This is a genomic window from Oceanococcus sp. HetDA_MAG_MS8, assembly GCA_019192445.1.
Classification (GTDB): Bacteria; Pseudomonadota; Gammaproteobacteria; order Nevskiales; family Oceanococcaceae; genus MS8.
In genome coordinates this window covers 84,997-102,056 of sequence record JAHCMK010000002.1, presented here as the reverse complement: position 1 = coordinate 102,056, position 17,060 = coordinate 84,997, and the positions used below count along the sequence as shown (strand labels likewise).

The 17,060-nt window shown below is 59.1% G+C and carries 17 protein-coding genes; 8 read left to right on the top strand and 9 right to left on the bottom strand.

What is annotated here, in order from left to right; genetic code table 11:
* Positions 1-71 precede the first annotated feature (71 nt).
* The 4 genes from coxB (at position 72) to KI787_03355 (ending at position 4,505) form a co-directional block, all read left to right on the top strand.
* Positions 72-1,232, top strand: a complete 1,161-nt coding sequence (gene coxB / locus KI787_03370; protein ID MBV6628972.1) for a cytochrome c oxidase subunit II — start codon at positions 72-74, stop codon at positions 1,230-1,232.
* A 33-nt stretch (positions 1,233-1,265) separates the two neighbouring features.
* Complete coding sequence (gene ctaD / locus KI787_03365) at positions 1,266-2,912, top strand: cytochrome c oxidase subunit I (protein MBV6628971.1); 1,647 nt, start codon at positions 1,266-1,268, stop codon at positions 2,910-2,912.
* 138 nt (positions 2,913-3,050) lie between these two features.
* On the top strand, positions 3,051-3,614 hold the full coding sequence (locus KI787_03360) for a cytochrome c oxidase assembly protein (protein ID MBV6628970.1): 564 nt from the start codon (positions 3,051-3,053) through the stop codon (positions 3,612-3,614).
* A 21-nt stretch (positions 3,615-3,635) separates the two neighbouring features.
* Positions 3,636-4,505, top strand: a complete 870-nt coding sequence (locus tag KI787_03355) for a cytochrome c oxidase subunit 3 (GenBank protein ID MBV6628969.1) — start codon at positions 3,636-3,638, stop codon at positions 4,503-4,505.
* A gap of 98 nt (positions 4,506-4,603) precedes the next feature.
* On the opposite strand, the gene KI787_03350 is transcribed toward KI787_03355, so the two are convergent.
* Positions 4,604-4,813: a twin transmembrane helix small protein gene (locus tag KI787_03350; GenBank protein MBV6628968.1), complete on the bottom strand. Its 210-nt coding sequence runs from the start codon at positions 4,811-4,813 to the stop codon at positions 4,604-4,606.
* Between the two features lie 48 nt (positions 4,814-4,861).
* Here KI787_03350 and KI787_03345 point away from each other — a divergent pair, with 48 nt between their 5' ends.
* From KI787_03345 to KI787_03330, 4 genes are all read left to right on the top strand, one after another.
* Positions 4,862-5,527 (top strand): SURF1 family protein, encoded by a 666-nt coding sequence (locus KI787_03345; protein MBV6628967.1) that lies wholly within the window; start codon positions 4,862-4,864, stop codon positions 5,525-5,527.
* Positions 5,524-6,138, top strand: coding sequence for a hypothetical protein (locus tag KI787_03340; protein ID MBV6628966.1), 615 nt, complete (start codon positions 5,524-5,526; stop codon positions 6,136-6,138). Before KI787_03345 ends, KI787_03340 begins: the two co-directional genes overlap by 4 nt.
* 73 nt (positions 6,139-6,211) lie before the next feature.
* Positions 6,212-7,201 (top strand): COX15/CtaA family protein, encoded by a 990-nt coding sequence (locus tag KI787_03335; protein ID MBV6628965.1) that lies wholly within the window; start codon positions 6,212-6,214, stop codon positions 7,199-7,201.
* Positions 7,194-8,084, top strand: a complete 891-nt coding sequence (locus KI787_03330; GenBank protein ID MBV6628964.1) for a heme o synthase — start codon at positions 7,194-7,196, stop codon at positions 8,082-8,084. Before KI787_03335 ends, KI787_03330 begins: the two co-directional genes overlap by 8 nt.
* A 300-nt stretch (positions 8,085-8,384) precedes the next feature.
* Here KI787_03330 and rpoH read toward each other — a convergent pair whose 3' ends face one another.
* The 8 genes from rpoH to KI787_03290 form a co-directional block, all read right to left on the bottom strand.
* Positions 8,385-9,266 carry an RNA polymerase sigma factor RpoH gene (gene rpoH, locus KI787_03325; GenBank protein ID MBV6628963.1) on the bottom strand — a complete coding sequence of 294 codons (882 nt, stop codon included), beginning with the start codon at positions 9,264-9,266 and terminating at the stop codon, positions 8,385-8,387.
* Between the two features lie 330 nt (positions 9,267-9,596).
* The gene (locus KI787_03320) at positions 9,597-10,457 is read right to left on the bottom strand and encodes a hypothetical protein (GenBank protein MBV6628962.1); all 861 of its coding nucleotides are present in this window, start codon (positions 10,455-10,457) and stop codon (positions 9,597-9,599) included.
* Positions 10,454-11,131, bottom strand: coding sequence for an ATP-binding cassette domain-containing protein (locus tag KI787_03315; GenBank protein ID MBV6628961.1), 678 nt, complete (start codon positions 11,129-11,131; stop codon positions 10,454-10,456). The genes KI787_03320 and KI787_03315 overlap by 4 nt, the downstream gene beginning before the upstream one ends.
* A 4-nt stretch (positions 11,132-11,135) precedes the next feature.
* Positions 11,136-12,110, bottom strand: coding sequence for a signal recognition particle-docking protein FtsY (gene ftsY, locus KI787_03310; GenBank protein MBV6628960.1), 975 nt, complete (start codon positions 12,108-12,110; stop codon positions 11,136-11,138).
* A 262-nt stretch (positions 12,111-12,372) separates the two neighbouring features.
* Positions 12,373-14,268, bottom strand: a complete 1,896-nt coding sequence (locus KI787_03305; protein MBV6628959.1) for a DedA family protein — start codon at positions 14,266-14,268, stop codon at positions 12,373-12,375.
* Positions 14,265-15,566, bottom strand: a complete 1,302-nt coding sequence (gene hemL, locus KI787_03300; protein ID MBV6628958.1) for a glutamate-1-semialdehyde 2,1-aminomutase — start codon at positions 15,564-15,566, stop codon at positions 14,265-14,267. The genes KI787_03305 and hemL overlap by 4 nt, the downstream gene beginning before the upstream one ends.
* Positions 15,559-16,200 carry a thiamine phosphate synthase gene (thiE, locus tag KI787_03295; protein MBV6628957.1) on the bottom strand — a complete coding sequence of 214 codons (642 nt, stop codon included), beginning with the start codon at positions 16,198-16,200 and terminating at the stop codon, positions 15,559-15,561. The genes hemL and thiE overlap by 8 nt, the downstream gene beginning before the upstream one ends.
* Complete coding sequence (locus KI787_03290; protein ID MBV6628956.1) at positions 16,200-16,925, bottom strand: bifunctional hydroxymethylpyrimidine kinase/phosphomethylpyrimidine kinase; 726 nt, start codon at positions 16,923-16,925, stop codon at positions 16,200-16,202. The genes thiE and KI787_03290 overlap by 1 nt, the downstream gene beginning before the upstream one ends.
* Positions 16,926-17,060: the final 135 nt, after the last annotated feature.

The following is a 17,060-nucleotide window of genomic DNA, read 5'->3' as shown; positions in this document are numbered from 1 at the left end:
GGCTCTTGCGCGTCAATCCGTTAGTGGAGTTGCGAATGTTTACACGGATGAACCGAACTCTTTTGGCTGTCATGGCCACGTCGGTAACTGGGCTGGCCCATGCGGTCGCGCCTTACAACATGTCCCCGGGCGTGACTGAAACTACCCGCGAGGTGTTCGGTCTGCACATGCTCATTTTTTACATCTGCTGCGCTATCGGCGTAGTGGTGTTTGGCGCAATGATCTATTCGATCTTCGCGCACCGCCGCAGCGTGCACCCAAAACCAGCGGACTTCCACGAAAGTCTGAAGGTGGAAATTGCTTGGACCGTCGCGCCATTTTTGATCCTCATTGCCATGGCAATCCCAGCCGCAGGCACCTTGATCGAAATGGATGACACCTCCGGCTCTGATCTCACCGTGAAAATCACGGGTTATCAGTGGATGTGGGAGTACGAGTACCTGGACGAGGAAGTGTCCTTCCTGTCCCGTTTGGCTCCAGAGTCCAACCAAGCTCGGCAACTCGACTCCGGCATCGATGTCACCAAGGTTGATAACTACCTGCTCGACGTCGACCAGCCCTTAGTTCTGCCCGTAGGCAAGAAGATCCGCCTGCTTCTGACCGCCAACGATGTCATCCACTCTTGGTGGGTGCCTGAAATCACTGGTAAGAAAGACGCGATTCCTGGCTACGTGAACAAAATGTGGGTCAAGATTGATGAGCCAGGTGTGTATCGCGGCCAGTGCGCAGAGCTCTGCGGCCGCGATCACGGCTTCATGCCCATCGTCGTTAAAGCTGTTGAGCCCGCAGAATTCGAACAGTGGGTGGCCAGCCGCGGTGGCAAAACAGATACACAGGTTGCTCAGGCGCAGCCTGTAGCATCCGCACCGATTGAAGTTGCAGCGCTGGGCAACATTCAGCTGGCCGAGGGTGATGCTGGTGGCGACGCCGGTATGTCCAAGGAAGAGCTGGTTGCCAAGGGCGAAGGTGTTTACAAACAAAATTGTGCGGCTTGTCATATGCCCAACGGCGTAGGCATGCCCCCCGCGGGCTTCCCGTCTTTGGTCGACGCACCAAAGGTGAAAGGCCCTGCTGAAGAGCAAATCATGCAGGTGCTCAAAGGCAAAAATGCGATGCCGCCTTTTGCGTACCTCAGCGACGAAGATATCGCCGCAGTTATCACTTACACCCGCAACAGCTGGGGCAACGACTATGGTGTTGTTGAGCCCGCTGCTGTGGCCGCCCAACGCTAATCCCCAGGGATAGGAATCGGAGTACCCCCCCTTATGAGTCACGCCGCTACTCACGACGCCCACCATGATCACGACCATGGCCCTGAAAAAGGGATCATGCGTTGGATCAAGACCACCAACCATAAAGACTTGGGAACCCTGTATTTGTGGTTCTCCATGATCATGTTCTTCATTGGTGGCTTGATGTCGCTGGTGATCCGGGCTGAACTCTTCCAGCCAGGGCTGCAATTCGTACACCCTGAATTCTTTAACCAAATGACCACCATGCACGCGCTGGTGATGATTTTTGGTGGTGTGATGCCCGCGTTTGTGGGCTTGGCGAACTGGATGATCCCGATGATGATCGGCTGCTCCGACTTGGCGCTGCCACGGGTCAACAACTGGGGCTTTTGGATTTTGCCCTTCGCCTTTACGCTGCTGCTGTCCACCCTATTTATGGACGGTGGTTCGCCAGCCGGTGGCTGGACCATGTACCCGCCGCTGGTTCTGCAAACGGGTGATGCTTTCCCCTTCCTGATCTTTGCCGTTCACTTGATGGGGATTTCGTCGATCACGGGTGCGATTAACGTCATCGTGACCATTTTGAATATGCGTGCTCCGCAGATGACCCTGCTCAAAATGCCGCTGTTCGTCTGGTCCTGGCTGATTACCGCCTACTTGCTGCTAGCCGTGATGCCGGTGCTGGCCGGCGCCGTCACCATGTTGCTCACCGATAAATACTTCGGCACCAGCTTCTTCACCGCGGCTGGTGGTGGTGACCCCGTGATGTTCCAGCATATCTTCTGGTTCTTCGGGCACCCCGAGGTGTACATCCTGATTCTGCCGGCCTTCGGCATTATCTCCACCATCATCCCCGCCTTCGCTCGTAAGCGCCTCTTCGGCTACGACTCCATGGTGTACGCCATGGCTTCCATTGCCTTCCTGAGCTTCATCGTGTGGGCTCACCACATGTTCACAGTGGGTATGCCGCTCGCAGGTGAGCTGTTCTTCATGTTCGCCACCATGCTGATTGCTGTGCCCACCGGGGTGAAGGTTTTCAACTGGATCGCGACCATGTGGCGCGGGTCCATGACCTTCGAAACTCCCATGCTCTTCGCACTGGGCTTCGTGTTCCTGTTCACCATTGGTGGCTTCTCCGGCCTGATGCTGGCCATCGCCCCCGTGGACTTCCAGTACCACGATAGCTATTTCGTGGTGGCGCACTTCCACTACGTGCTCGTGCCGGGTGCGGTGTTCTCGATTCTGGCGGCCATTTACTACTGGATTCCCAAGTGGACCGGTCATATGTACAGCGAGAAGTTGGGTCAAATCCACTTCTGGTTGTCTGCGATCGCGATCAACCTGACCTTCTTCCCGCAGCACTTCTCTGGCCTTGCCGGTATGCCGCGCCGGATTCCGGACTACGCCACCCAGTTCACCGACTGGAACGTGATTTCCTCCATCGGCGCCTTCGTGTACTTCGTCGTCCAGTTCATCTGGGCCTACAACATGATCGTGTACTGCATCATGAAGAAAGGCGAAGCGGCTCCTTCCCGCGTGTGGGATGGTGCAACTGGCTTAGAGTGGACTGTGCCCTCACCGGCTCCTTATCACACCTTTGAAACTCCTCCCGTCATCGATGAGAGCGAGGTTCAAGGTGCGCATGCCGATGAGCATCAAGCGGAAGCCAATCCGGCTTAAGAGCTAGTCATTCATGAGTCAAGAGCCCATTCGACCCAACGATCCCGAGGTGGCCAAGCGCAATGTGCGCTTGGCCCTCGCCTTGGTGGTGGTTGCGCTGCTCTTCTTTGGCAGCATTTTCGTTGCGATGTCATAACCATGGCCGCCGAGCAAAGTTCCACTAAGAAGCGCTCGCTAGCAGAAACACTACGTTTACTCGTGGTAGCGGGAGCCATGTTCGGCTTTGGTTATGCCTTGGTGCCTCTGTACGGCTTTCTGTGTGACATCACCGGTCTCAACGGGACCAACAGTGGTTTGACGCTGGAAACTCAGGTGGAAGAGTCGCCGGATGCAACGCGGACGGTGCGTGTGGAGTTTCTGACTACGGTCAACAACAACCTCCCTTGGGAGTTTGCCGCCAGCCAGCCCAGCATCGAGGTGCACCCGGGTGAGTTCCACACAGTCACATTTGAGGCGCGGAACAATGGCGATAAAGATGTGTTGGCCCAAGCAACGCCCAGCGTGGTTCCGTGGAGTGCCGCGCAGTACGTGCGCAAGACAGAATGCTTTTGTTTTACCCCGCAGCCTTTCGCTAGCGGTGAACACAAGGTGATGCCGGTTCGGTTTCTGATCGACCCGAATATTCCTAAAAACATCGATACCGTCACCTTGTCTTACACTTTTTTTGATGCCACCGGCCTGGCCGAGGTTGGTGGTCTGTGAGCCTTTCGGAGTAATTTCACTATGTCCTCGCAAACAGGCACCTATTACGTACCTACACCGACGTCCTGGCCCTTTTTCCTCACCATCGGGCTGTTCGTTTTGGTGTACGGCATTGCCGGTTATCTCAACGGTAACGACACCGGCAGTCTGCCGATCTATGCCGGTGTAGCCATTACGCTGTATTTCACCTTCGTCTGGTTCCGCGGCATCGTGAAGGAAAGCGAGGCAGGGAAATACTCGAACCAGGTGGATATGACCTACCGCTGGGGGATGGCTTGGTTCATCTTCTCTGAGGTGATGTTCTTCGCCGCTTTCTTCGGCGCATTGTTCTATGCGCGGGCCCTGAGCCTGAACTGGCTGGGTGGCTCTGGCGATGGCCTTCTGACCAACATGCTGCTGTGGGAAGGTTTTGAGAAGACCTGGCCCTCCAACGGTCCTGGCGCCATGGGCGGCGAGTTTCAAGTGATCCCGCCCTGGGGTGTGCCGTTCCTGAACACCATGTTGCTGTTGACCTCCGGCGTGACCCTCACTTTTGCTCACCACGGTCTGCGTGAGGGTAAGTCTCGGGGCAGCGTCATTGCGTGGATGGCGGCGACCGTTGCCCTGGGCTGCATCTTCCTCTACTTCCAGGCCGAGGAATATATCGTTGCCTACCAGGAGCTGAACCTGACCCTGGAGTCGGGGATCTATGGGTCCACCTTCTTCATGCTGACTGGTTTTCACGGCATGCACGTGACTCTGGGTACCTTAATGTTGGCGATCATCACGATTCGCCTCGCCCTGGGTCATTTCACCCCTGAAAAGCACTTTGGCTTTGAGGGTGTGGCCTGGTACTGGCACTTTGTGGACGTGGTCTGGTTAGGACTGTTCGTCTTCGTATACATCCTGTAACAACTGGGGCGGCAGCGACGCCGCCGCAACAGGGTTGGGGATTGAACGGGAGGGGTGCCTGCGGGCACCCCTTTCTTGTGTCTGGGGGCGAATGCCGGTTATGGCACGACCCCATGCGGTTCAATCCAGCCCAGCCAATAGCCCAAGGCCAGAAACACAATGATGGCCACGGACAAAGACACTCGAATCGCCAGCGCGTTGACGGTTCGCTTCTTCGGCCCGACATCGGTCATGAGGTAATAAAACGCAAAGCCCAGAGCTACCAGCACACCCAGTAGCCCGAGCACGATCACCGACTTCACGAGCATATGTTCAATACCTTTAGGACAACATGGCGGCCGCACCCCCTAGTAGCCTTGATCAGCCTACTAGGCATTGCCCTGTGCGCGCGCTTGAGCCTGTGGCAGTACCAGCGGGGTCAGGACAAAGCAGCCATTGAGAACGAGCGCGCACAGGTCGCACTCGCGGCACCTCAGACTACGGCAAAACGGCCAGACGTGCTGCCTTATGGCCAGCGTTTGCAGTTGCAGGGGCAATGGGGGTCGCGGCATATCCTGCTCGACAATCAAACCCAAGATGGTCGCCCTGGTGTGCACCTACTGACTCCCTTCCAGCTCGATGATGGGAGTTGGCTGCTGGTTAACCGTGGATGGTTGGCCGCTCCGCTAAATCGCAGCGAGTCTCCAGACATTCTTGCCCCGCAAGCAAATGTGCCAAGCGGAGTCCTGCGGGACCTGCCAAAAGCAGGTTTGGTGACCCAGCAGACATGCTCTGATGCCCCTCTGCCGCGTCTGAACTACCCCGATCAAGAGTTATTGGAATGCAGCCTGGGTCATTCGATTTGGCCAGCACTGCTGCTGATGGATCCTGAGTTGCCAGGAGCTTATTCACGTCGCTGGGCGCGTTTTGAAATCCCCCCAGAACGCCACTATGGCTATAGCGTGCAGTGGGCGGCCCTGGCACTGACCTTGTTGTTTATTTTTCTGCGCTTCAACCGGCGCAGCTCCGGAGATGATCAATGACCTCGACCACCTCAAGCTCTGCGCCGCCTCAGCCCCGAGGCCGACGTCGATTTTTGCTCATTGCCGCCATCTTTTTCACCCCCTTCTTCTTGGCCTGGCTGTTGTACTTTGGTCCGGAGGAATGGCGCCCTCATGGGCAGACCAACAACGGTGAGATGCTGCTGCCAATCGCTCCGGTGGATCTGCCGCTGCAAGACCTTCAAGGACAGGTTTTGGCCGACCCATGGAATGAAAAATGGACACTGTTGCAAGTGCTCCCGTCTGAATGTGACCAGGCTTGTGAGAGTCGTCTCATAGACATCCGCCAATTGCGTAAGTCCCTACACCGCAAACGTAGCCGTGTGCAGCGTCTCGTGGTGTTACCCGATGCAGGCAGTGCCCGGGCTCTTAAGTCCCGGCTTGAGCAAGAGCATCCTCTGTTGGAATATGCGGTGTTGTCGGCCTCCCAACACGCGCAGCTTCGCCAGCGCCTGCAAGGCGATGACCCTCTGACCGTCACCATCATTGACCCGCTGGGCAACGCTGTCATGCGTTACTCGCCGCAAAAGGTGGACTTACGTGGCCTGTATGACGACCTCAAGCGTCTGCTCAAGCTCTCCAACATTGGCTAGTGCCGCTGGTCTGCGCCTCATCGATCTCATCAATTCCCCATTTGTCTTCAATCACTGAAGGACTTTCCGCCGAATGACTCCTCCCTCCAATGCTTTTCGTGTGATTGCCCGAGCCACCTGGTTGTTGTGCGCGGGTGTGGTGGTTTTAGGCGCCTACGTGCGACTGACGGATGCCGGACTGGGTTGCCCGGATTGGCCTGGCTGTTACGGTCAAATTCTGGTGCCAGAAGATGCGGCGGCCGCGAATGCCGCCTACCCCGAGCGGCCGCTGGAGACGGGCAAGGCCTGGCGCGAGATGATTCACCGTTATTTCGCCAGCGGCGTGGGCCTGGGCATTGTTTTGCTGCTCGCACTGGGCTGGCGTCAGCGTATGGCCCCTCGAGGATTTTTGCTCGGCTTGTTGGGCTTGGTGTGCTTCCAGGGCTTGCTGGGGGCGTGGACGGTCACCTGGCAATTAAAACCCCTGGCAGTCAGTGGTCATTTGTTGGGCGGAATGACAACCCTCGGTCTTTTGACTTGGCTCAATGTGCGCTACGCAGCGCGCCGCCAGCCCAGTGCCGGGCCAGCGCTCAAGCTTGGCCCCGCTGGTTTTGCTGCCTTTGCCTTGCTGGCTTTAATGGCCCAAATTTATCTGGGTGGATGGACCAGCAGTAACTACGCGGCCTTGGCGTGTCCGGACTTCCCAACTTGCCATCAATCTTGGTGGCCGGAGGCGGATTTCGCCGAAGCCTTTGTGTTGTGGCGCGGATTAGATCAAAATTACGAGTACGGCGTGTTGGAATCTCCAGCGCGCACGGCCATACACCTCACCCACCGGCTCGGCGCGGTCGTCATTACGCTGATACTCGGAGGGCTGATTTGGCGCTTGTGGCGCAGCGAGGGGCTGCGCAACTGGGCGGGCGGTCTGGCCATTCTCCTCACCGCACAACTCACCATTGGGATCACCACGGTGCTCTTTGGTCTGCCCTTGTGGCTGGCCACGGCGCACAATGCAGGCGCAGCCGCGTTGGTGATGTTCCTGGCTGCGCTGAACTCTAGATTGAGGCCTTTGCCGAATGCTTGACACCATGCGTGCCACCGAACCTTTTGCTCAAGTCCGTGAATATTGGGAGCTCACCAAACCGCGGGTGGTGATGCTGTTGGTCTTCACGGCTCTAATCGGCATCTTCCTGGCCACACCCGGGGTCGTGGATGTGCAGGTGCTGCTGGGTGCCAGCTTGGGCATTTGGTTGTGTTCTGCTGCTGCTGCGGTGGTTAACCAGTGGGCGGACCGGGAAATCGATGCGCGCATGGCCCGCACGCGGCGTCGGCCATTGCCGACCGGCACGGTCACTACTGCGCGCGCGCTGGGCTTTGCAGCCGTGCTGTGTGTGCTGGGAGCATGGGTGCTATTTGCCACGACCAACACCTTAACCATGTGGCTCACCTTGGCCTCGTTGGTGGGCTACGCGCTTATCTATACCGTATTCCTGAAGCGGGCCACGCCGCAGAATATTGTGATTGGAGGTGCTGCAGGTGCTGCACCACCCCTGCTGGGCTGGGTGGCCGTGACCGGGCAGGTGGACCCCGAAGCGCTCATCCTGTTTTTGATTATCTTCGCTTGGACGCCGCCGCACTTTTGGGCGCTGGCTTTGGACCGTGAAAAAGAATACGCCGCAGCTGGAATTCCCATGCTGCCGGTCACTCATGGCGCGCACTTTACGCGCTTGCATATCCTGCTTTACACAGCGGTGCTCTTTGCCATTACCTTGCTACCTTTGGCCATCGGTATGAGTCATTGGCTCTACGCGATGGGAGCCCTGCCACTGGGCGGAGTGTATTTGTACAAGACCTGGCTGCTCTATCGGCGGCCGACCAAAGCGCTGCCAGGCTGGCTGTTTAGCTACAGCATCGTTTACTTAATGCTCATTTTTGCCGCCCTTTTGTTGGACCACTATTTGATCTAATTCCCCGAGTGCGGCCCTCTCTGCGGTGTGTTGAGGGCGTGGTTCTTGGAGCCAGATGCGGTCGCCCTCGATACTGAAGCAGCGGGACCAGACGACATGTCTTTGTCCGGTGGCTTGGACGCCACTTTTTCCCCGCCAAACCTGGGCTGGTTAGCATGTGACGTCTGGCTCTGGGCAAGGGTGGGTGGCGTAGACCAGATGGTGGCAGGTTCGGCCCCCCATTCTGTTCAGTGACACTAGGCTGTGAAGGACCACAAAAAAAGGCGACCCGAGGGTCGCCTTTTTCAGTAGGGGTGCGGCTTAGCCCTGAACGTCTTCCAAGGCTTTGCGGATCTTCTTCATCGCAGCCGACTCAATCTGCCGGATGCGCTCCGCGGATACTCCATACTCGTCTGCAAGTTCCTGCAGCCCAGTTTTTTGCTCGGCGTACATCCAGCGGCGACGAATAATGTCTTGCGAGCGCGCATCCAAGGCTTGCACAGCGCTGCTGAGTGTGGCCATTTGCTGGTCTTCCCACTCCGCTGATTCTAGAGCGGGGGCCGGATCTTGATCCTCAGCGGCTAAATATTCCTCTGGAGCATACGGTGCATCTTCGGAGTCGCCGCTACCACCCAGACTGCTGAAATCCAGGTCTTGGCCGGATAAGCGCCGTTCCATTTGCAGCACGGTCTCAGGCTTCACATTCAGGTCTGCCGCAACCGCCTCGACTTCGGCCTTATTCATCCAACCCAAGCGTTTCTTCTTACTGCGGAGGTTGAAGAACAGTTTGCGCTGCGCCTTGGTGGTCGCAATCTTAACGATGCGCCAGTTGCGCAGGATGTACTCGTGTATTTCCGCCTTAATCCAATGCACAGCAAAGGAAATCAGGCGCACACCCACTTCTGGATCGAAGCGCTTCACGGCCTTCATCAGGCCAATATTGCCTTCTTGGATCAGGTCAGCCAGCGGCAAGCCATAGCCCATATAACCGCGTGCAATGTGCACCACATGGCGCAGATTGGACAAAATCAGGGCCTGCGCCGCTTGCAGGTCGTCATTGTCCTGCAGGTTGTGCGCAAGGGCTTGCTCGGTGTCCACATCCAACACAGGGATTTGGTTCACCGAACTAATGTAGGCGTCCAGACTGCCGGTCAGCGGCACTGGCATGGCTTGCTTGGAGTACACAGCGAGCGTATTTGTCATCGTGGAATCTCCCATGAACGGTAATTTAGCACTCTCAGGCCGAGAGTGCCAAAACTGATCATTGGAGCGCCGACATGCGGGAAAGTTCCCCGGATGAAACGATGTTCAAAGCTCCATATGGCGGGGCTATTCAGCGTTTTGTTGGGAATGGGTGGGGCAGTCCTGGTCCGCGCAGACAGGGCTTAGCACCCAGCGGCTGCGCAGTGGTTAAAGCGGATGCTGACGCGCTAACTTCGCGCGGCGAGCCGCTGAACTTGGTCTGCTGGGATGTGCACGGCGTGGCTCACGCCGACGCAAGGGCAGACCTCAATCAGCACGGTAGCTCAAACATCAGCGGCTCTGTAAGCGGCTGAGTACCACCCCGACCGTGGTGAGCGCAGACAGTACCGCTGGAGCCAGCAGAAGAAGCACGCTGCTGGACGGGGATGGGTAGTGCAATTGCACCGTTTGGCCCCAGCTCTGCGACAGCTCCTGGAGCACTCCCTGCAGGCCGGCAATGCCAAGCCCGAGCAGCACCAGGCTCACGCCGCCTGCGATGCCGCCCAGTAGCATCGCCCGGCTGAGATAAGGACGTAAGATGAATTCATCGCTGGCGCCTAACAGCGTCTGAACCTCTACTTGCTGAGCGCTACGCGCCAGGCGTGCACTGACATCGGCGGCAACGATACCCACGCCTGCCAGCAGCAATACCAAAGTGAGGCCACGGCCTAAGTTACGCAAACTGAAGTACAGCTGTTGACCGCGCTCTAGGCTGGCACGATCCCACCACAGGCTTTGTACAGCTGGGCGACTTTGCCAGGCCTGTATAGCTTGCTCCACCGCATCTGGGTCAGCCTGCGGCTGCAGGCGCAGCGACACCGTAGCTGGCACGAGTTGCTCGGGAAGTTCTCGCCGTTCCTGGGCGCTGAGGCCCAAGAAATCCGCAAAAGAAGCGGCGGCCTGCTGGGCGCTCAGCGCCTGGACCTGCGCCACCAGGGGATGTTCTTCCAAATCCTTGACTAGCTTTGGACTACCCACGGCGTCTGCTGTCAAAAACAGCACGACTGCACCACTGGCGCGCTGCTCCAGGCTCTGACTAAGAGCGTGCTGCAACTGCCATAGCAAGGCCGGTAGCGCAACAGCGCAGGCCATCACCACAATGCTAATGAGCTCGGCTGCATCCTGGCGCTGCAGTGCCGCCCGCCAGTTCATGTGCTGGGCCCCACCTGTAGCTGGTGCTCATGAATCCGCCAGCGTGTGGCGGGGTACTCGGCAATGAGGTTTTCGTCGTGACTGGCGACGACCAAGCTCACCCCCAGCTCATTGATGGCCACAAATAGCTGCAAAATGTCTCTCGCCAGCGCCGCATCGAGGTTCCCCGTGGGCTCATCAGCCAATACCAGACGGGGCCCAGCTACCAAGGCCCGGGCAATGGCGACCCTGGCGGCCTCACCGCCGGACAAATGGGCGGGCATGGACCGGCCGCGCCCACTTAAGCCCACATGCGCCAAGGCGCGATCAACGCGGCGCTTTTGCTCCGCCGCCGGCATGCGGCCTCGGATTTCCAGGCTCAGGGCGATGTTGTGATACACGTCGCGGTCTGGAAGCAACATGGGGTCTTGGAAAATGAGCCCCAGGTGTTGCCGGTAAGCGAGCAGCTGGCGGCGGCTAAGCTTGGTGATGTCTTGGCCTTGCACCAAGATGTGTCCCTGCGATGGTGTTTCCACACCGGCAATCATATTCAGCAGGGTGCTTTTCCCGGCGCCAGAAGGCCCGGTCAGCCAGACAAACTCGCCTTCGGCCAATTGTGCTTGCGCACCATGAAACACCCGCTCTCCGGGCGGAAAGCGCTTGTGTAGGTTATGAATCCTGAGCAGCTCGGGCATGCGCTCAGCTGGGGGTATTGCCGCTGAGCAACGCGTCTACAAAGGCCTCGGCTTGAAAAGGCCCGAGATCGTCTAGCTGTTCGCCCACCCCGATAAAGCGGATGGGCAAGCCCAAGCGCTTGGCGATGGCGAACACCGTCCCCCCACGCGCCGTTCCGTCCAGTTTGGTAATGGCCAGTCCGGTTAAGCCCACGGCCTCATGGAACTGTATGGCTTGCTGTAGAGCATTGTGGCCACTGGTGGCGTCCACCACCAACAGCACTTCATGAGGGGCGTAGGCTTCTTGTTTCTGCAGTACCCGTTTAATTTTGCGCAGCTCATCCATCAGCCCGCCTTGGGTATGTAAGCGACCGGCAGTATCCGCCAGCAACACATCGACTCCGCGCGCCTTCGCTGCGGAAAAAGCATCAAAAATCACGCTGGCGGGATCCGCGTTTTGGCCTTGCTCCATCAGGGCTACGCCGCCGCGTTCGGCCCATTGCCCCAGTTGCTTGACCGCACCTGCACGATAAGTGTCGCCGGCGGCCAGCATCACTTCGCGGCCTTGCTGGGCGAGTTGCGCGGCAATCTTGCCCAATGTTGTGGTCTTGCCAACGCCATTGACGCCGACCCCCATGAGCACAAAGGGCTTAATAAAGTCATGGATGACCAGCGGCTCCTCGCAGGGCTTGAGCAGGTCAATCAAGGTTTTGCGTAGCAACTTTTGAAGCTGGTCCACGCGCTTGACGCGGCCGGCATTCACCTCGGCGCGCAGGGTTTCACTGATGGTTTGACTGACATCAACGCCCAGGTCAGCGCTGAGTAGTAAATCCTCGAATTCTTCTAGCGCGTTTTCGTCCAGCTGTTGACCCGGTAGCAGGTTGCCCAGGTCGTAGGTCAACCATGAGTCACCACGGTTGATCTTGGCGCGCATACGGCTGACAAAGCTGCTGGAGGAGTCGGCACTCATGAGATTCTGGGTTTGCGGACGGCGCGTCATTCTAGCCCGCCTGTGGCTGCGTGTTTTAACCAGCTGCTGGAACAGGGGGGCAACCTTGTTGTCGACTGCAAGCGCGCTATTGCTTATGACCCAGGCCAGGACACCACTATGCTGCAAAGCGCTTGGACTGGGCCCTTTTGACTGGGTCTTGTGGGCCGCTAGGCCGGGGCTAGCCTTTGCACGCTGCCAAACCTCCGCTTTGACACGCTCGCGCCGCGCCGCAGGCCAAAAACGGCTCTATTCCTCTGGGTGCCATTGGCCCTCAGGGCTTAGGCGTGTTGGTCTGAGGTAGTTCCAGGGAGCGTTGTATCTCTGAGCTGCCCAATTGAATCAGCTGCGGGCTCAGCGGTGCCAGCAAGGACGCCGAGGCGGGCAGTGCGCTGGCGTGCCACACGGCATCTGTCCATTGCGTGGGCCGTGTTCGCGGGAGGGTCATTTGGCCCAACAAATGTACATTCTCCACCAGTCCGTGTTGACCCACCCAGAGGTCCTGGGCTTCGCTGCCACCCCAGCGCTGAGCGCGCCAGAGTCGCAGGACTTGGTTGTGATAACGCCAGGTTTGATCCGGTGGCTGACCGTCCAATAGCGCTGGAACCAGCGGTTGCGGAGCCGGCGACTGCAGCCATGCACGGAGTGCCTGCCAGCTAAATGGCGGCAGCTGCTGCCACTGTGCGGCTTGCAGCGCCGCAGCAGGGCGGCCAGTCCAAAGTAGGTTAATCCGATCCGGGCGCTGATGAATCAGTCGTGCCAAGGGCTCGATGGGGCTGGTGATGGGGCGCGGCTGCCACCACAGCAGCACGCTCAGGCCGACCACCACCACCAAGGGCCACAGCGGGGCCGGACCCCGGCGGCGCCGCGCGTGGCGACGAAAGCCGAGTGTGACTAGGCTGGTCCACAGCAACACAATAATCGCCAGCAATAGGCTGCGGTCCGGATAGCTGTCTGCTAGTAACCACAGGCCGGCCATGCTGAGCAGGACCACACTGCCCACCAGCCAGTAGGAGGCAAGACGCCAGCTGCGTGGGCGGTAAGTCACCAGCAATCCGGCGCTGAGCATAGCCAAGCCAATCCCCCAGCTCCATTGCCATAGGGGCAAGCTCTGTTGCAACAAGGACACGGGCTGTGGGCTGAGCTGGCCCAGCACCCAGCCCAGTAGCGCGCTGCCACTCAGCCCTGCCAACCAATGCGCAGCCTCGCGTAGGCGCCCGCTCAGAAAAAACCCCAGGCTCATGCTGACGCTCACCGCCACTAGCAAACCAGCATCAATCAAGCCACCCAGCCACTGGGCAAGCAGTTGGGTACCTGGACTGCGTAAGCCCGCCAGGGTGTCCAGCACGACGTAATTCCAGTCATTCACGCCGGCCTGGCCCCAGCGCAGTAACCCCTCCAAGCCCACCATGACCAGGGCAAGGAGTAGCCAGCAGGCGAGGAGAACAGGTGTTTCTGGTTGTTGGCGATCAGCCAGGGCAGGGCCGAGGCGGCCCAAGCGGCGATGTCGATGCGACCAGTCTATAAGGCGCAAGAGCAGCGGCTCGGCATAATGCTGGCTCAGCGCTATGAGCAGCACCACCAAGCGGTAGAGCACATAGGCGGCGACCAAAGCCAGCCCCACTAATATGCTGACCCGGCCCAGCAGGTCGGCGAGCACGAGCAGAGTTGCGCCGACTAACATGCCGGGCAGGGCATAGCTGAGTGCCCACAGGGCGCAAGCCAGGGCGGCGACGACCCCGTATCGCGGGCTGGGCATGCCTGCAGCTCCTGCAACCGCCGGGATGAAGGGCCGTAAGGGGCCGATGAGGCGCCCAAGCAGCACACTGAGGATGCCATGGCGCGCAAAAAACGCCTCTGCACGTGGCAGCAAAGCCCAGCGCCCCGTCAGCTCTGGAAGCCGGTGTCGGTAGTGGCGTCCCAGCGCAAAACTGGCTAGATCGCCTACCCAAGCACCGAGGAAGGCTGCAGAAATGGTGGTGACGGGGTCCAGGTAGCCCTGCGCCGCTAATACTCCCGCGCTGAACATAAGGACCGACCCGGGGATGATCAGGCCAATGAGAAACAGGCCTTCCACCCCGGCCGCCAGCATCAGCACCAGTAGGCTGACCTCTGGGTTATGTTCGATCCAGCCTAGCCAGTCTTGTAACCAGACCGGGAGATCGTTCACTCGCTCAGTTGGGCAAAGGTAGCCTGGGCCGCAGCGATGGTCTGCTCGACCTCTTGCGAACCGTGCATGATGGAGACAAAGCCGGCCTCAAAAGCCGAAGGCGCTAAGTACACCCCACGCTCCAACATGCCATGGAAAATGGCGGCGAAAAGCTTGCTATCACCGGCCTGGACCTCTTCCATGTTGTTTGGAGCTTGGCTGAGCCCAAAATACAAGCCGAACATGGAGCCTTGGCTGCGGCCGCATGCAGATATGCCGTTGGTCTGTGCGGCTTGGATCACACCCTCGACCAAGGCCTGGGTGGACTGGGCCAACTGCTCCCAGGGATCAAGCGCAAACAAGGTTTGCAACGTTGCTAATCCGGCGGCCATCGCCAAAGGGTTTCCGGACAGAGTGCCAGCTTGGTACACCGGCCCCGTGGGCGCGAGCTGGCTCATGATGTCGCGACGACCCCCAAAAGCCCCCACAGGAAGACCGCCACCGACGATTTTGCCCAGGGTGGTTAAGTCGGGCTGGATGCCATAAATGCCTTGAGCGCCTTGCGGCCCCACTCTAAACCCAGTCATCACCTCATCAAAGATCAATACGCTGCCATGGTGGTCGCAAAGTCGGCGGAGGGTTTGGAGAAATTCGGCACTGGGTGGCACGAAGTTCATGTTGCCGGCGATGGGTTCGACGATGACGGCCGCGAGCTGATCGCCGCGCGCGCTGAACAAGGCCTCCAGGGCTGGGACATCGTTGTAGGGCAAGGTCAGCGTGTGCTGTGTGGCTGCTTGTGGCACACCCGGTGAAGTCGGTACACCAAAGGTGAGTGCGCCAGAGCCGGCCTTGACCAAGAAGGCATCGCCATGACCGTGGTAGCACCCTTCAAACTTGAGTACATCGTCCCGACCGGTAAAGCCACGCGCCAAGCGCAGGGCACTCATAGTGGCTTCTGTACCGGAGTTGACCATGCGCACCTGCTCCATGGAGGGCAGGCGCTGGCACAGTAATTCGGCCATTTGAATTTCCAGCGCCGTCGGGGCGCCGTAACTCACACCCAGCTCAAGCTGCTGACGAATAGCCGCGAGGACCTCCGGATGCTGGTGACCCAGGATCATCGGCCCCCAAGAGCCAATGTAGTCGATGTAGGACTGGCCATCTTCGTCGTGGATATAGGCCCCTTGAGCCCTAGCGACGAAACGTGGGGTACCACCCACAGCGCCAAAGGCACGCACCGGAGAGTTCACTCCGCCAGGGATGCAGTTTTGGGCCTGAGCGAAGAGTTGCTCAGAACGGCTGGATTCGCGATTAGTCATGTCTTAATGATCGCATAAGATCCGCGGCCTGTTGGCCAGGATTTGCGGCTGAGAGCACGGCGCCACAGACAGCGATGAGCGCTGGTTGGCAGTCTAGGACTGCGTCCAGATTCTGGGTGTTGATACCACCGATGGCGCATATGGGAATGCGCTGCGTTTGGGTGGCTTGGCGCAGCAGCGCCAAGGAAGCGGGTTTAGCCTGAGGCTTGGTTCCAGAGGCAAAAATGGCGCCGATAGACGCATAATCTGCGCCGTCTTGGGCGGCTTCCTCCACTAAGGCCAGATCGGCATGGGCGGTGCGGCCGATGATGGCCTGTGGTCCTAGCGCTTGGCGCGCCGCCTGAAGGCTGCCGTCGCTTTGTCCTAGGTGTACACCTTGGGCTTTGCATGCCAAGGCCAAGTCCACACGGTCGTTGATCAGCAAAGGACGCGCATATTCTCGGCACATGGCAGCGAGATTGTTGGCCCAGCTCAGCTGCTGGGTTGCATCGCCAATCTTGGCCCGAAGTTGGACCAAGGCCCATGGTTGGGCCAGGACCTGCGGCAGTACGCGCATCCATTGCTTGGCCGGGAGCACTTCCGGGTCTACCAGCAAATACAGGCCCTGTACCTGCAGGCGGCTCTGAGGAGTCATCACATCGCCTCCGGACGACGTTGAATATGGGGCGGGGCAGACTGAGCGAGCCAACTTTGCAGCTGTGCAAGCCCGAAGCCACAGGCCTGCGCAGTGGGTAGCTCGGCACTGAGCGCTATAGCGATGAGGGTGGCCAAGGTGCAGCCGGTGCCGCGCCATTCGCCGGGGCGGCGCGTGTATTCAAACTCGATGGCAGCATCATCAGGGCTGTACAGTCGCGCTCCATGCGGCGCATCGGTAATCAGGCGCGGGCACTGGCTGGCTGCAGGTAGCTGTGTACCGATGTGCTCCCACTCTGCGCTGTTTGGGCACAGCAGCGGTTTAAGCGGCAGCCATGGCTGCAGCCACGCGGCCATCCCGAGTTGGCCTGCAGAGCTGCTGTGCAGAATCGGGTCTAGCACCACCGTAGGTTTGGGCCGCTGTGCACCCAACCACTGCGCCAGGGCTTGGCTATTGGCCGCACTGCCCAAGGCGCCCACTTTCCACACTGGGGGCAGGGGGTCGCGCTGCAAGCAGCGCATCTGGGCTTCAAGTAAGGCGCTGTCCGTGGCCTGAACATGCGCCCAGTGCTGCAGGCTTTGCGCCGTTAAGCAGCTCACCAGGCCCAGCGTTCGGACCTGTAGGGCTTGTGCGGTGGCAACGTCAGCCAACATGCCGGCGCCCCCACTAGGATCCCAGCCAGCGATGACACCCATGACGCGCGGTGCTGCGCGAATTGCAGGCATGCTGCTCTGCAGCAAAGTCTGATTTATTGGGACTTTGCTGTTATGCACAACCCTGGCATCCATAGGTCAGCCTCCTTGGTCTGTGTCAAGCGGCCACTGTGATGAATGAGAAGATCTGTAAGTGATTGATTTATA